Raw genomic sequence first — 15,147 nt, 5'->3', positions numbered from 1 at the left:
ATATGCAGCGCCAGCATCGTCAAGCCCAATGCGCCAAGCGCCAATGCAATCGAGGCAATTCGATCCGCAAGCATCACGACCTCAACCGGGCGAGACGATAGAGCAGGCAGCCACCGGCGCCCTGAAGCCCGAATGCGACATAGACGAGCGTGCGGCCGCCCGCGTCCTGCCACATCGCATTGAAATACTCCGGATTCGATGCGATCAGGAATCCGCCAATGAGGAGCGGCAGCACGGCGAGTACCCACGCCGACATGCGCGTTTCCGCCGACATCGCCGCGAGTTCGCGCTCGGCCTGCTCGAGATCTCGCATGAAGGCGGACATGCGTTCGAGCATGACGTCCGCCCGGCCGCCGTATTTGACGGACAAGCGCAGCACCGCGCCCACGAGCGCGAACTCGCGCAGGCGATAGACGCTGCCGACCTGCGCCAGCGCGCGATCGATTTCCACGCCGGCGCGCATCGTGCGCGCGACGCGCTCCAGGCACTCGCGCAACGGCTCGTCCGTCGTGGCGAGCGCAGCCTGGAAGGCTGCCGGCACGCTGTTGCCCAACGTGATGAGCCGCACGATACCGTCGAGAAACGTCGGAAGCTGCCGCACGATCGAGAGCTTGCGTCGATGCGCACGCGCGTTGACGGCGAGCGCGAGTGCCGCGACGCAGGCAACGCATGCCGCGACGGCCGCGAGCGTGCCCGCGTCGAATGCCACCCAGACCGTGATGGCGCCCGCTAGACCGAACGCAGCCAGTATCGGCATGCGAGCGCCGTCGAGGCCCGCGCGCGCGGCCATGTCGTCGAGGACCCCCCGAAAAGATCCGCGTGGCTCGGACGCGGGTGTGCCGCTGGTTTTCGGGAGAGCGGCACGCCCAAGCGGCCGAGCCGATTTCGGCTCGGCGTTGCCGCCGCGCGATGGATGCGTCGCGGGCTGCGCGAGACGGCTTTCGACGAAGCGCTCCGTGCTGACGTGCTCCTGCCTGCGCACCGCGCGTTGCCACAACAGCAAGCCGAGCGCGGCGCACAGGAGGGCGAAGGCGAGCGCGACGATCGAAGCAACGACGCTAGACACGGAAGCCCCCGCCCATATCGAAGCCGCCGCCGAACGTTCCCCCCGTGGCATGCCGCGCACGCGCGAGCTTCGGCGAATGCGGATGGATGCCGAGCGATACCCAGTTGTCGATCTCCTCTCCGTCGGCGCCCAGAATCGGCTCGTAGCGATACAGCTCCTGCGTTGCGATGATCGTATCCGAGAGGCCCGTCACTTCGGTGACGGACAGAATACGGCGCCGGCCGTTCGAGAGCCGGCCGATCTGGACGATGAAGTCGATCGCGTTCGCAATCTGCCGACGCAGGCTCGACTCCGTTCCCTGGAAACCCGCAAACCCGGCCAGCATCTCGAGCCGATAGAGGCACTCGCGCGGCGAGCTTGCGTGCACGGTCCCCATCGAGCCGTCGTGGCCGGTGTTCATCGCTTGCAGCATCTCGAGTACTTCGCCGCCGCGCACTTCGCCGACGATGATGCGATCGGGCCTCATGCGCAGCGAGTTGCGCAGCAAATCCCGAATCGTCACCAGGCCCGCGCCGTCGAACCCGCCGGGACGACTCTCCAATCGCACCACGTGCGGGTGATTGAGCGAGAGCTCGGCGGTGTCTTCGATTGTGACGATGCGCTCCGGCTCGGGAATATGAAAGGCGAGCGCATTCAAGAGCGAGGTCTTGCCGGAGCTCGTGCCACCCGAGATCAGCACGTTGCAGCGCGCGGCAACCGCCGCCTCCAGCAGTTGGCCGATCTCGTCGTGGTACGTGCCGTTCTCGAGCAGGTCCGAAGGACGCAGCGGGTCCTTGCGGAATTTTCGGATCGAGACGACCGGACCGTCGATCGACAGCGGCTCGATGACCACGTTCACGCGGCCGCCGTCCGGCAAACGTGCGTCGACCATCGGGTTCGATTCGTCGAGGCGCCGGCCGATCGGCGCAAGAATGCGCCGCACGATGCGCAGCAGATGCGCGTTGTCGGTGAAGCGCACCGGCATTTTCGCCAGCATGCCGTGGCGCGAGACGTAGACGTCGCGGTATCCGTTGACGAGAATGTCCTCGACGGCCGGATCGCCGAGCAAGTCTTCGAGCGGCCCGAACCCGGCAAGCTCCTTGGTCAGTGCCTCGGCAATGAGCCGGACTTCAGTCTCGTTGATGGGGATATGGCGCAGCCGCACGAAGCTGTCCATCTCCAGATCGACGAACTGCTTTATCGCGCCGCGCGACCATCGCCCGAACTCCGCCCCGAGTTCTTCGATACGCGTGAGCAAATGCTCGTGGGCGGCGTTCTTGACGTCGTGGAACTGCTGTGTATGGGCGAAGGACGTGCCGTCGTCGGCGAATTCGATCGGGTTTGCCATCGTCTATGACCGCTCGTGAAGGAAAGGGATGAAGTGCCGAAGGCGTTCGAGGACCGACACCGTCGCACGTGCTTCGTGCACGGGCGCTCCGCTCTCCTCCGAGCGCCCGACGACGCGCTGCACGAGCGCGCTCACCGCGCGCACATAGGGGTCCCGCTCCGCCGTTTCCGCGAGCAGTTTGCCCTGATTCGCCGCCTGACCGAGCGGCACGCTGCGCGCCGGCAACGTCGCGACGAGCGGCAGCTCGAGACGCAGTGCGATCTGCTCGGCCGAGAGTCCGAGATGCGGATCGAACTTGTTGACGACGAGACCTAGCGCGCCGGCCTCGAATTGCGCCGCCGTCAATTCGCGGATCAACGAGCTCGCCGAAACGATGGATGCGATCGACGGATCGCAAACAAGCCACACTTCATCGGCTGCGCTTGCAACATGCGCGATGAATTCGATGTTGCTGAAGCCGCCAAGGTCGACGATCTGCTGATCGAAGAACGCCCGCAGCCGGTTCAGCAAGGCCACCGCGGAGGTGAACGAAATCGTGCGCAGCAAGCTCAGGTCGGGCGGCAATGCGGTCAGCGCGAGCCCGCTTGCGTGGCTCGCGAACGCGGTATGGACGAAAGTCTGATCGAACCGCCTCAGGTTACGCACGGCTTCGACGAAATCGAATTCGCCGCGCGCATTCAGGTAGAGCATGGCGTCGCCGGCCGGCAAGCCGAGATCCACCAGCGCCGCCTGATGTCCGGCAGCGGCGCCGCGCCGTTGCAGCGTCACCGCGAGATTCGCCGCGAGCGTCGAGACCCCGACACCGGGCCTCGCACCGATCAGCGCGGTCAGCCGTCCATGGCGTACGACGGGCTCGGCCACGTGCTCCAACACGTTGCGTGCGATACGTGCCGCCTCCTCGGCGCCCGCGCTCAGATCGATGAAATCGCGTACCCCCGCGCGCAACGCGGCCAGCGCGCTTTCGGGCTCGGCGATGGTGCCGACGGCGACGACCTGCAACTGTGGCGCGATCGAGCGCACCGCATGGACGGCCTGTGCCGCCGCGACGGTACGCCCGCCCGAGAAATCGACGAATACCAGTAACGGATCGAGTGTCGCAATGCGCTCGGCGAGCGCGGTGGTCCCGAGTTCCGCTGGCTCGACGGCGCCCACGGCCACGAGCGTATCCGCGAGCCAGCGTATGTTCGTCGCGCTCGCGGACGCGAAGACGAAAGATTCGACGACCGCCCGCTCGGCCAATGGCTCCGCCCTAGCATTCATGCCGCACCTGTTCCCCGGCCCAACACGCCATGTGCCGGGCTCATTTGGAAAAACCCGGGCCCGCGGCGCGCGACAGCGCGCCGCCGAGATAGCTGCGCCACACGGGCCCATCGTGCTGGTCCGCTTGTTCGCCCGGCGTGGCCGGCAGCCGCGCGCCTTTGGCGAGCGGCGAGACGAGATGCGGCGTGACGACGATGACGAGCTCCTTGTCGCTTTGCTGATAGCTAAGTTCCTTGAAGAACGCGCCGATGATCGGCAAATCGCCGAGCAGCGGCACCTTGCTCACGTTCGAGCGCGTTTCGCGATCGATCAGGCCGCCGATGACGAAGCTCTCTCCGTCGCCGAGCTCGACCGTCGTATCGGCGCGCCGCGTCGTAATGGCCGGCACCGATACGCCGTTGATCGTGATCGCGTTCTGGAAATCGAGCTGGCTCGCCTCGGGCGCGACTTTGAGGGCAATGCGCTTTGCGCTCAGGACCGTCGGCGTCAAGGTCAGACCGACGCCATAGGGCTTGTATTGAATGGACGTCGTCCCGAGCGCCTGCGGTACCGGGACGGGGATTTCGCCGCCGGCCAGAAAACTGGCGCTTTGACCCGACAGCGCGACGAGCGACGGTTCCGCCAACACTCTCGCGAGGTTGTTGCCTTCCATGAGGCTCAAGTCGGCAAAGAGCCCATGGCTGGCCGAGTTCAGCACGAGATTGAAGGCCGACGCGATCGGTGCGTTGGTCTGCGCCTGAAAGCTCGATGTCGCGCCACCCGTGAACGAGCTCAGCGCGGACGGCGCGAACGAGCCGAACGCAAAGCCGTTGCTCTGCTTGAACAGGTTGATGCCCGCTGCTTTGAGCACAGCGCGGCTGAATTCGACGACGCGCACATCGACTTGTACGATGCCGGGTGTCTCGATCGTCGACATGTCGACGATACGGCCATCCTTTCCTTTGGCCGCCGTCGCGGCGGCCACGGCTTTACGGTGCGTCTCCATCGTCGGAGTCGAGCCGGAGATCACGGCATCGCCGCCGAAGGCCCGCACGCGCGGCGTCGAGCCGTCGAGCAGCACGGCGCCCGCGGCCGGGCCAACTTCGATCGGATAGACGACGGGCGTTGCCCGCCCCCTCGACCAGACCATCAAGTTGGTGGCACCCGGCGCCTTGCCCACGAGCAACACGCCCCCGGCTCTACGGTTTTCATCGCCTTTCATGACCAGCACATCGGCCACTGCCGGATCCCCGATCGCGACACGGGCGAGCGGCCCCTCAGCGTCGATCTGGCGCTGCTCGCCGACTGCCAGCGAAACGGTCGCCGTGGAAGCCTCCCGCTCGGTCGATGCGCCATTCGTGGTTCTTGCCGCGCCGGCCTGGCCGACGAGACCGAGGAGGCCGATCGCCACGCCGGCCGCCATGACGATGCCGCGAACCACCGCTCCCGCCCATCCGCTCGATGCTGCCACTAGACGCCTGTTTGTCATGTCGTATCGTGTAATCCGTTGCCGCTGGCAGTACGGTTTGCTATTCCCTACAGCGTTGCCCGCCGCGAAGCAGCTTCGTCGCGGGCACCCTCACCTCGGCTCAACCGCCGGTCGAATCGACATGCCCTGCCCGCACCACCTCGACCCGCCCCGCACCGCTCATCGACCGGCGCATCGTTGGCGGCCGAACGGCCGGCGTCGCCTCGACACCGCCGTCGCTGCCCGAAAGTGCACCGAGCGAAACGCCGGCGTCCGCCACCGTCGACGGCCGGACCGCGCCCGCCGCGCTCCCCCCCACTCGCGCCAACGCAGCGCTCGACGAGCGCTGTCCGCCCTCGATGTCATGTGGATTGCGCAGCGCAAGCAGCAAGTGTCCCGCGCTATCGGCGAGGGCGAGGCGATCGACTTCATCCGTCGGCACGGCAAGAACGACGGTGCGCGCGTGCACGTCGTGCGTGTTCGGCCCGCCGCCCGCGGGCTGCGCATCGCCAAATGCGAGCACGCGCACCCGCGAGAGCAGCAGTTTGGCCTGCGATCGCGCGATCTCGCCATGGCCGCCGATACCCGCGCCATCGCGTTTCAAAGTCAGGAAAACGTCGACGACATTGCCGGGACGCACGCGATCGCCCACCGCGCCCGCTTCGTCGACGCGGACCGCCACCGCGCGCTCGCCCGCCTCGACCCGGTCGGCAAACCCCGACGAAAGTTGGCCTTCGAAAACGGGCGTACCCGGTTCGATGTCAGCGAGCGGTACGCGCTTCGAGACGAGCCGCGGTTCGGCGAATGCGCCGCTCGGAAAGGCGCTCACTTTGTCGACACGCAACGCGTCCCTGGCGATGGGCTGCCCTGCCGGCAGCCGTCTTGCCGCGACGACCACGGCAAATCCGGTCTTCGCGACAGACACGGTTTGGGCGGCGTTCGGCGCATGCCTGCCGAGCAGCCAGGCGTAGATTCCGAGCAAGAGCGCCGCGGCGATGAGCACGCCCGCCGACACCTTCGTGAGGTTCAGCATTGCGCCGCCGCGCGAGCGATGTAGCGAGCGCGGCAAAGGCCAGTAGACTCAAACTGTCCGCCCGGCGAAACGTGCGCATCGTTCATAACAGGTTCTCCGGATTGATCTGCGCTGTCGCGGCACTCGTCAGCGTGCCGGGCAATGCCAGGCCCAGCAGCGGCAACGTCGGCACGAGCGGACGGCTCGCGTAGTCGTAGGTCAGCGTCACCTCGACGCAATCGAGCGATGCGTCGTAACTGCATGCCTGAGCCTGAGCCGCGCAATTGGCGGCGCCGCGCAGCCACGCCGCCGAATTCGTTGCCACCGTGCAGGCGCTTTGACTGCGCGCGCTCAGCGCGGCAGCCGCGCTTGACGCGCTCTGATAGTTGAGCGCTGCGCGCGCGCCTTCCTCAGCTGCAAGCGTCAAGCTTTGCTTTGCCACGAAAATCATGCTGTAAGTCACGATGCCGTAGAGCATCACGAACAGCAGAGGGAATACGAGCGCGAATTCGATAGCCGCTGTGCCGTGTTGGCGCTCACGAGCACGGCTATGCATCGCCAACCATAAGGGCTTCAAGGCGCCACTCCCGGCAACGGCGCGCCGAGTAGCGCAATCACCCCCGCTCCGACAAGCAACGCGGCATAGGGCGCCGCACGGCGCGCGCCGACCGCGAAGGTTGGCGCATTCGCGGTACGCCAAGGCTGGCGCGATCGTCTCGCCATGACGATCAGCGCAAGCGCATGGACCGCAGCGGCGAGCGACCCGAGCACCCATAGCCCGATGAGTGCATGAACACCGCACCACGCGCCGAGCGCCGCGAAAACTTTCACGTCCGCCGCGCCCATGACACCCAGCAGGAAAAACGGCAGCAGCACGGCAAAGCCGAGCGCCGCTCCGCCAGCGGCCTGCAGCGGCGCGACGGGGAAAGGCCCCGCCTGCGTCACCGAACAAACCGCAGCCGCAACGAGGCCCGTCGCGACCAGTCCGTTCGAAACCCGCCGGTATCGACAATCTGAAAGCGCGACCGCGGCGGCCCAGCAGATGAACACAGTGCTTCCCGGCTGCATCGTCGAAATGAAACTCAATGTGAATTGGCCGCACCGGCCCGCACGGATTGCAGGACGCAATCCGCGATTTAACTTTCTTTTAGAAAGAGGCTTGCCTTTCGGCGCTATTTGCGCCGCGACTACGGCGTCAGACTGGTGACGATGTTGGTGAACACCGTCACGATACTCGTCTTTACATTGTTCAATGACGCAACGATTGCGAGCGCGATAAGCCCGGCGATCAATGCGTACTCGATTGCAGTTACACCCCGTTCTTGCCTCAGGAAACGCCCGATGAGCTTGCTCATGATGATCCTCGTATTTTTTTTGACGGCGGTCGTGCAGAACAATCGGATTCACGCAGCGGAAGGCCGCGCTCCAGCGCAGCACACTCGCCGAGGCGCGTTTCCCACATGCAAACATCGAATAGTGTTGAAGTTCCCCCCGCATGCTGACGCATGCGGTTCATGCTTTATCGACAAGAGCCGAAAAAGCCGGTGACAGCGCCTTGCTCGGTCCTGTTTCTCGTGTATTTCCGAGTTTTCTTGAAGCTCAGATGTCTTTTACACTGAATTCGTGCACTCGCTAAGTTAGGGGTTACGATAGTTTAGATTAAGTCCACTAGAACTGTAAATCGCAGTCAGCCGCGTTACGGTAGTCATCGTAACGGATGGTGCGTGCCGTTACGTTACACGCGGACTCGGAACACGCAAAAATCATCGTCCGCGTGTTTACTTCGCGCGTCATCATGACTCTCGCAAAGCGCCGCCAATCCTCGATTAGCGGATAAACATCCATTTCGCGCCATCGCTTTGTCTTGTTCGAAAGCCCTCACTGGCATAGCCATTGCAGAGCTACCGCCCGCAGCATTTCTAATCGACAACAAAAGCGGGTGACATCGTGCGAAATCCAAAAAGCGACGGGGCATTCAGGACCCTATTGGCCGCGAGTGTGGCGAGCGCGCTACTTTCTCTTACCGCTTGCGGGGGATCGGGGACCCTGAGTCAGGGACTCGGATCGAAAGGCGGCAGCAGCTCACTCGCCAGTTCGGACAGCGGGGCTTCGGGCGGCGGCAGCGATTCGTCGGCGGGCGGGACGACCGGGACGAGCGGCACGGGCGGGGCGACAGGATCGAGCGGTTCGGGCTCCGACTCGGGAGGCACCGCCAGCGCCAACGCGATCGGCAAAGTTGCCGCCGACGGCGGCGGCATCGTCAGCGCGATCGGCTCGACCGTCTCGTCGATCGGCTCCTCGGCCGGCTCGCAGGCCATCCCGGGCGTCAGCTCGCAGACGGTACAAGACGCCGGTGCCGTGGTGCAGAACATGGGCGGTGCGGTGTCCACCCTCGGCAATGGCATTTCTCAAGGTCTCGGCCAACTGGGCAGCACCGCAAACCCTGTCGGCACGACGCTCGCCAGTGCGGGTCCTGCGCTCGGCCAAGTCGGCTCCGCGATCACGAATGCGGGAAATCTCGTGACCAGCCTGGGCAGCGGGCCGCTCGCACCGCTGTCGCCGCTCACCTCGGCCGTCGGCGGCGGCGTCGCCACGCTCGGCACCTCGATCGGGAATGCGGGGTCGACGCTTGGCGGCGCGCTGTCGAGCGGCCCTGTCGAGCAGGTGACGCAACAACTCAGCACTGCGATCACACCAATCACGACATCGCTCGCTTCGACGACGCAAAGCGTCGGCACGATCACCGGTGCCGGGCAGCCGCTTGCCACTCTCTTGACGACAGCGGGGGGTGCGCTCGGCAAGGCGGGCGCGATCGTCGCATCTACGGGCGGCGATCCCGTGACCAGCGGTCTCGGCAACGTGCTCTCCCCGACTGGCGCTACGGTTGCGGGCGCCGGCGGCCTCATCACGGGAGGCAGCGGCGCAAGTTCGCTGGGCGGCTCGCCATTGGCTCCTCTCGCTGGGGCGGTCTCGGGCCTGACCGGCGCACTCGGCGGGGCGGGAGCGGCAGGCGCGAACCCGTTGGGCGGAACTCAATTGGGCAGCAGCGCCCTCGCACCCGTTACCGGCGCCGTCTCGGCTATCGCTGGCACGGCCGGCACCGGTACTGGCACGACCGGCAGCCCGCTGGCACCTCTCACCAGCTTGCTGAGCTCGGCCACCGGCGCCTTGACGAGCGCGGCCGGCTCATCGAGCGCTGGCCAGTCGAGCCCGCTCTCGGGACTGGGCGCATTGACCGGCGCGCTCACGGGCGGGCTCTCCCGGAAATGAAATTCACGACAACCCGTTGCCCCAGCCCGGCTTGCGCGTCGCGCGGCGGGGCAGCGCAAGCGGCCATCGGCGAGCGCTGCCGCGCTTGCCATTCACGAGCGTGCGAACGGCAAGACGCAATGCACGCGACAGCAGACCACGAGGAGCAGACCATGTCCGATCGACGTCGAGTTTCCATTCATTTCATTCCCGCGCCTTCGGTGCGACTGTGTGCGCCAATTGTTGCCATCGTTGCGGCCTGTGCGCTTGCCGCCTGCGGCAGCGACGGCGTCTCGGTCCCCACCGGACTCAGCGGCAACAACAGCGGCGGCAATGTCACCCCGACCGATCCGCCCTCGCCGCCCACGGCCAAGACAACCGGCACGATCACCACCGTCGGCAAGGTGGCGACCGATCTCGGCGGTGCGATCTCGTCGCTGCCGGTGCCTGGCGCCAGCTCCGGCGTCACTGGCGGCGTGGGCAGCACCGTCGGCGCACTGGGCCCTGTGATCGATAGCACAGCGGATGCGCTGAGCGACGGACTCGGCCAAATAGGCACCACGGCCAATCCCGTCGGCACGACGGTGGCCAAGCTCGGCACGCCGGTCAGCGCGACGAGCGGCGTCATCGCAGGGGTCGCGAAAACGGTCGATGCGCTCGGCACCGGCCCGCTCTCGCCGCTGGCACCCGTCACGACGCCCGTGGCCGGCGCGCTCTATACGGCAGCGAATGGTGTACAGGCGGGCGGGATGATACTGGGCAATAGGCTCGCATCGTCGCCCGTTCAGCAAGTCACACAACCTGTCAGCAACGCGATCACGCCGCTCGTCATCACGCTCGGGCAGACGACGCAAGCCGTTGGCACCACGAGTGGCCTCGGTCAACCGGTATCCGGCGTACTCGCCCAGGTCGGCAACGCACTGCAGGGCGCGGGCACGACTGTCGGCTCGAGTTCGAAGGAACCGCTCGTCGGCGACAGCGGACAACTCGCATCGGTCCTCGGCACCACCATCACGAATGCGGGCGGCCTCGTCAACCCGAACGGACCGAACGGGGCGGCACCGATCCCAGGACTGATCACGAGCCTTGCGGGAAGTACCAACACCTCCGTCGCAGCCGGCAGTGCTGGCAGCGGCGGAGCCGGCAGTCCGCTCGCGAGCCTCACCGGACCGTTGAGCGGGGTGACATCCGGTGCCAGCGGCGGCACGAATCCCCTCTCGGCCCTGACGGGGGCGCTGACGAGCGTCACCGGCGCGCTATCGAGCGCCCCGGCCGCCGGCGCCGGTTCGGGTGCCGCGGGCGTAGGTTCGCTGCTCGGCAACGGCCTGCCCGTTCTCGGGAAACTGCAGTAGCGTCATCGTGCGGGATCGAGGCGCGCCCCGCTTGTCGGGTGCCGCCATCGGTCCACGCACGCAAACGGCCCGAAAACGAAAACGGGCGAAGGTACCGAGTCGGCGCCGGCCTCAGAGCCGGCCCGACGGTATCCATAAAAAGGCCAGACGAGGAACAAACGATGAGGACTACTGAATTCCTGGTAGGGGTCGGGCTCGCGCTCGGCGCGGCGGGCGTGGCAACAGTGACGCATGCGCAAACACGCGCGGCCGCGAGCGGGAACCCGCTTCAGGCGCTGCCGCAAACCCATGCCCCGAGCAACGCACCCAGCGTCACGGTCCAGGTCGAACGGCCGACGCCACAGTTGCAGCAATTGCTGGCATCGCATCTCACCCCAACGAAGATCCAGGTGGAAGGCGTCAAGGCCGTCCCCTTTGCCGAGGTTGCCGGGCACTTCACGCCGCTCGTCGGCAAGGACATCACGATCGGGCAGTTGATCGAGACCGCGAACGAGATCACCCGGCTTTATCAGTCGCGCGGATATGCGCTATCGTTCGCGTTCATTCCGGCTCAGACGTTCGAAAACGGCGTAGTGCGCGTAACCGTTGTGGAAGGATACGTCGCGCAGATCGACATCAAGGGCAATCCGGGCTCGACCGAACGCAAGATTCGCCAGCTTGCCGAGCGCATCCGCAACGAACGGCCGCTGCGTCGCGCGACGTTCGAGCGCAGCGTGAATGCGCTCGGATTGCTGCCTGGCCTCACCGTGACGGCCACGGTACCGGCACCGAAAACGACAGACGGCGCGACGACCCTCGAGCTCAACGTCGCGCGCAAGCCATTGAACTTCAGCGCGGGCATCGACCTGCACCACCCGGGCGTGCAAGGCCTTTTCACGGTCACGGAAAACGGACTGGCGTCGCTCGGAGAGCAGCTCAGCGTTTCTGCTCTCGCTCCCAGGGGCCGCGACGACACCACCTATTACTCGGCCAACGGCGCGGTGCCTTTGGGCAACGATGGGCTCGTCGCGCACATCGACGCCTCGCACTACCGCGGCCATCCGACCGACAATCCGGGCTTGCCTTCGTACGTCGAACGAACGGTGGTCAACGACAAGCTCGCGCTTTCGGCCGCCTACCCGTTCCTATTGCGCGATGCGCACAAGTTGATCGGCACCGTGACCGGCTATGCGTCGCATGACGAAAACCATTACCGCAATACGATCAACGGCGCGCAAATCGGATTACGCTCCCAAGAGCGCGTGCTGCAGGCGCAACTCGATTACACGGGCGTCGAGCCGGGCCAAGTCCGCCGCGCGAGCATCAACGTGGCGCATGCTTTCAATATTCTGGGCGCTTCGAAGACAGCCGATTCGAATGTGCCGGGCGCCGTTCCGACGAATCCGGTATCGCTCACGTTCGTGCGAACGGGCGCGAGTTTTTCTCAATCCAACGAATGGCCTTTCAAAATCGGTACGACCGTTGCGGCTACGGGACAGTTCAGTCCCGACAACCTGCCGACTTCCGAGCAAATCGCATTCGGCGCTCAACGATTCGCTTCGGGTTATCAGCCGGGAGAGGCATCGGGCGATTCGGGATGGGCCGTATCGTTCGAAGTCAACCGTGCTTTTGCGGTGGGGATGCACTACTTGCAGACCGTTACCCCGTATGTGTCGTTCGATATGGCGCGGGTGTACCTACACTCGGGGCCGACATCGCCCAATAAGCTGTCTTCGGTCGCGCTTGGCTTGCGGATCACCGATACCAAGCATTACAGCCTCGATCTCTCGATCGCCAAGGCCGTTGCCGACGCGCCGATCGAAAGCCCATCGCGCAGCCCGCGAATCAACGCCACGTTTTCGTACCAAATGTTTTGACGTCCGAAGGAAATGCCGCGGGAACGAACCAGGACGAACTGCGTGCCCGCTCGAGCCTGATTAGAGGTTCCACTATCAAACCTCAGTCATTTTTTCGTGGGTATGCTGGCCTGATTCCAACAAGCGCGGCGCGACAGACCTATCCGCCACCGCGCGAAAGAAACGACAGCCGACTCACCCCATCAGGAGGACGACATCATGCACTTCCCGCACGACACCCGCTCGATCGCCTTATATGCCGTTAAGCGCATGGCAGCAGCCGGCTTGTTACTGGCCAGCGCCACGATAGCCTTCGCGCAAGGCACCGATTCCCCCGTCGGCGTATGGCAAACAATCGACGACCACACGCATCAGCCGAAAGCGCTTGTACAGATTACGCAAAACGCCGATGGATCACTGAGCGGGAAAGTCATCAAAGGCCTGAACCCCGCGGACTCGCCCGATCGCCGATGCACCGAATGTACCGACGACCGCAAGGATCAAAAAATTCTCGGTATGACGATCATCCGCGATATGAAGCAGGACGGCGATCATTGGGATGGCGGCAACATCCTCGATCCCGAAAACGGCAAAGTCTATCGATGCAAAATGACGCTGGATGAGGGAGGCCGGAAGCTCGTCGTACGCGGCTATATCGGCGTCTCACTGCTAGGCCGGTCGCAAACGTGGAACCGGCAAGCCGATTCGGCTTCGGACCAGGCAAAGAACTGATCGAGCTCACGACAACCTGCTGCGCGAGCGGTCCTGACCATACGGCAGGCTCGCTCGCAGAAGAGCGCGTGGCTCACGCGGCGCGACGCAGTGAAGCCAGATAGGACAACGTGGGCGCATCGATCGTCGAGAAAGCCGGCGCCACCTTTGCCGGATTCAACTTCGCGCGCATACGCGCCCTGACCGACTCGCACAGCCCTTCGGCCGCATCGCCATACAGTTCGCCCAGTACGTGCCTGAACACGCCCGCGTCGTACCACGTCTTGAAGCGACGGTGGCAGGTTTGATAGGAGGGGTACCGGCGCGGCATCGAAGACCACGCTGCGCCGCTATAGATCACCCACAACACGCCATTGAGCACCGCGCGTGTATCGGTGAGGGGACGGCCACGCGCAGGCGCGCGCGCCTGCAATTCAGGAAACAGCGTGACCACACGGTGCCATTGCTCGTCGGTTATTTCGCGGTAAGGGGTCATCTGTGCCTCCTTCGTTTGAATAGAGAGCACAATAGGCCTCGTCCTGGCCGGCGAATATCAGAATAATCCGAATCTGTCCCGCGCCCTGCTTGCGCGCCCTGCTCGCGCGCAGCCAAAGCCCGCCGCCAGCGACCGTCAAGTCAACGAGGTATCGACGAGCCTGCGCGGCGCTTCCAGATATTCCTTCGACTGCATTTCGACGAGACGCGAGACCGTCCGGCCGAATTCATTGGCCATCGGCCCTTCGGGATAGAGCGCTTCGGGCGCCACCGCCGCCGACATCAGCAGCTTCACCTTGTGATCGTAAAAAACGTCGACGAGCCAAGTGAAACGGCGTGCCTCCGATGCCATGCGAGGCGTCATTTGCGGCACGCCGGAAAGCACCACCGTATGAAATCGCGAGGCCAACTCGAGATAGTCGTTTTGCGAGCGCGGCCCGCCGCACAGCGTCGCGAAATCGAACCAGACGACGCCGTCGGCGCGCCGCAACGCTTTCAATTCGCGCTTCTCGATATGAAGCAGCGGGCTTTCATCGGGCACGGCCGCGAGCTGCGCGAATGCCGCTCTCAGCGCACGGTCGGCTTCGGCGCCCAGCGGCGTGTGATAGACGTTGACCTGTGCGAGCGTGCGTCGACGATAGTCGGTACCGCCATCCACATTCATCACGTCGAGCCGCTCCTTCACGAGCTCGATTGCGGGCAGCACGCGATCACGGTGCAAGCCGTCGGGGTAGAGCGTATCGGGATCGTAGTTCGAGGTCATCACGAACTGCACGCCGTTATCGAAGAGCCCGGTGAGGAGCCGATGAAGAATCATCGCGTCGGCAATGTCGGAGACATGGAACTCGTCGAAGCAAATGAGCCGATAGCGCCTGGCGACACGGCGCGCCAGTTCGTCGAGCGGATCGGCCTGCCCTTTGAGCTCCTCGAGCTGCCGATGAACTTCGCGCATGAATTCGTGGAAATGCAGCCGCGTCTTGCGCTGCACCGGAACCACCGCGTAAAAGCTATCCATCAGGAAGCTCTTGCCACGCCCGACGCCGCCCCACATATAGACGCCACGCGGCAGCTCGGGATGCACGAGCAGCTTGCGCAGCGCATTCGAGCGCCGGCTCTTGTAGGTGACCCACTCCGCATAGCATTGCTGCAAGCGATTCACCGCCGCGAGCTGTGCGTCGTCGGCGAGATAGCCACGCGCTTGCAGCTCGTGTTCGTAATATTCGAGAACATTCATCGTGAAGGAACCGCTCGGCCAGCGTCCGGAGCGGGCGCTGTGCGGGGAACCGGGCGCGCCCGCGCACCGGCCCGGACCGGCCGAAGAGGCGCCGGGGATTTCGCCCCGGCCGCTCCTTGGGCCGCTACTGCTTGAGAGGACTGACTACCAGAACTGACT

15 protein-coding genes are annotated in these 15,147 nt (G+C 65.0%); 4 read left to right on the top strand and 11 right to left on the bottom strand.

Going from position 1 to position 15,147, the window contains the following annotated elements; translation table 11 throughout:
• Positions 1-73 precede the first annotated feature (73 nt).
• The 9 genes from VGL01_RS00285 to VGL01_RS00245 form a co-directional block, all read right to left on the bottom strand.
• The gene (locus tag VGL01_RS00285; RefSeq protein WP_331565905.1) at positions 74-1,066 is read right to left on the bottom strand and encodes a type II secretion system F family protein; all 993 of its coding nucleotides are present in this window, start codon (positions 1,064-1,066) and stop codon (positions 74-76) included.
• Positions 1,059-2,393: a CpaF family protein gene (locus VGL01_RS00280; protein ID WP_331565903.1), complete on the bottom strand. Its 1,335-nt coding sequence runs from the start codon at positions 2,391-2,393 to the stop codon at positions 1,059-1,061. The genes VGL01_RS00285 and VGL01_RS00280 overlap by 8 nt, the downstream gene beginning before the upstream one ends.
• Before the next feature lie 3 nt (positions 2,394-2,396).
• Positions 2,397-3,653 (bottom strand): fimbrial protein, encoded by a 1,257-nt coding sequence (locus tag VGL01_RS00275; RefSeq protein WP_331565901.1) that lies wholly within the window; start codon positions 3,651-3,653, stop codon positions 2,397-2,399.
• 40 nt (positions 3,654-3,693) lie between these two features.
• Positions 3,694-5,055 (bottom strand): type II and III secretion system protein family protein, encoded by a 1,362-nt coding sequence (locus VGL01_RS00270; RefSeq protein ID WP_414720131.1) that lies wholly within the window; start codon positions 5,053-5,055, stop codon positions 3,694-3,696.
• 166 nt (positions 5,056-5,221) lie between these two features.
• Positions 5,222-6,133, bottom strand: coding sequence for a Flp pilus assembly protein CpaB (gene cpaB, locus VGL01_RS00265; RefSeq protein ID WP_331565897.1), 912 nt, complete (start codon positions 6,131-6,133; stop codon positions 5,222-5,224).
• Between the two features lie 82 nt (positions 6,134-6,215).
• Positions 6,216-6,668 carry a TadE family protein gene (locus tag VGL01_RS00260; protein ID WP_331565909.1) on the bottom strand — a complete coding sequence of 151 codons (453 nt, stop codon included), beginning with the start codon at positions 6,666-6,668 and terminating at the stop codon, positions 6,216-6,218.
• 17 nt (positions 6,669-6,685) lie between these two features.
• Positions 6,686-7,180 (bottom strand): A24 family peptidase, encoded by a 495-nt coding sequence (locus VGL01_RS00255; RefSeq protein WP_331565907.1) that lies wholly within the window; start codon positions 7,178-7,180, stop codon positions 6,686-6,688.
• Between the two features lie 119 nt (positions 7,181-7,299).
• Positions 7,300-7,467 carry a Flp family type IVb pilin gene (locus VGL01_RS00250; RefSeq protein WP_331565895.1) on the bottom strand — a complete coding sequence of 56 codons (168 nt, stop codon included), beginning with the start codon at positions 7,465-7,467 and terminating at the stop codon, positions 7,300-7,302.
• Between the two features lie 696 nt (positions 7,468-8,163).
• Positions 8,164-8,484, bottom strand: a complete 321-nt coding sequence (locus tag VGL01_RS00245) for a hypothetical protein (RefSeq protein ID WP_331565893.1) — start codon at positions 8,482-8,484, stop codon at positions 8,164-8,166.
• Here VGL01_RS00245 and VGL01_RS00240 point away from each other — a divergent pair.
• The 4 genes from VGL01_RS00240 (at position 8,471) to VGL01_RS00225 (ending at position 13,280) form a co-directional block, all read left to right on the top strand.
• Entirely contained in the window at positions 8,471-9,382 is a 912-nt protein-coding gene (locus VGL01_RS00240) for a collagen-like triple helix repeat-containing protein (protein ID WP_331565891.1), read from the top strand. The two genes, VGL01_RS00245 and VGL01_RS00240, sit on opposite strands and share 14 nt — an antisense overlap.
• Before the next feature lie 152 nt (positions 9,383-9,534).
• Complete coding sequence (locus VGL01_RS00235) at positions 9,535-10,713, top strand: collagen-like triple helix repeat-containing protein (protein ID WP_331565888.1); 1,179 nt, start codon at positions 9,535-9,537, stop codon at positions 10,711-10,713.
• Between the two features lie 161 nt (positions 10,714-10,874).
• Positions 10,875-12,569: a ShlB/FhaC/HecB family hemolysin secretion/activation protein gene (locus tag VGL01_RS00230; protein ID WP_331565886.1), complete on the top strand. Its 1,695-nt coding sequence runs from the start codon at positions 10,875-10,877 to the stop codon at positions 12,567-12,569.
• A gap of 198 nt (positions 12,570-12,767) precedes the next feature.
• A complete protein-coding gene (locus tag VGL01_RS00225; protein ID WP_331565884.1) occupies positions 12,768-13,280 on the top strand; it encodes a DUF2147 domain-containing protein in 513 nt (170 codons plus the stop codon).
• Between the two features lie 73 nt (positions 13,281-13,353).
• On the opposite strand, the gene VGL01_RS00220 is transcribed toward VGL01_RS00225, so the two are convergent.
• Together VGL01_RS00220 and zapE are read right to left on the bottom strand one after the other, a co-directional pair.
• Entirely contained in the window at positions 13,354-13,755 is a 402-nt protein-coding gene (locus VGL01_RS00220) for a transposase (protein WP_331565882.1), read from the bottom strand.
• Between the two features lie 135 nt (positions 13,756-13,890).
• A complete protein-coding gene (zapE, locus tag VGL01_RS00215; protein WP_331565880.1) occupies positions 13,891-14,988 on the bottom strand; it encodes a cell division protein ZapE in 1,098 nt (365 codons plus the stop codon).
• Between the last annotated feature and the right edge of the window lie 159 nt (positions 14,989-15,147).

The sequence above is a fragment of the Trinickia sp. genome (assembly GCF_036503415.1).
Lineage (GTDB): Bacteria > Pseudomonadota > Gammaproteobacteria > Burkholderiales > Burkholderiaceae > Trinickia.
The sequence above is the reverse complement of the archived record's forward strand: the minus strand, read 5'-3'. Positions and strand labels throughout refer to the sequence as shown.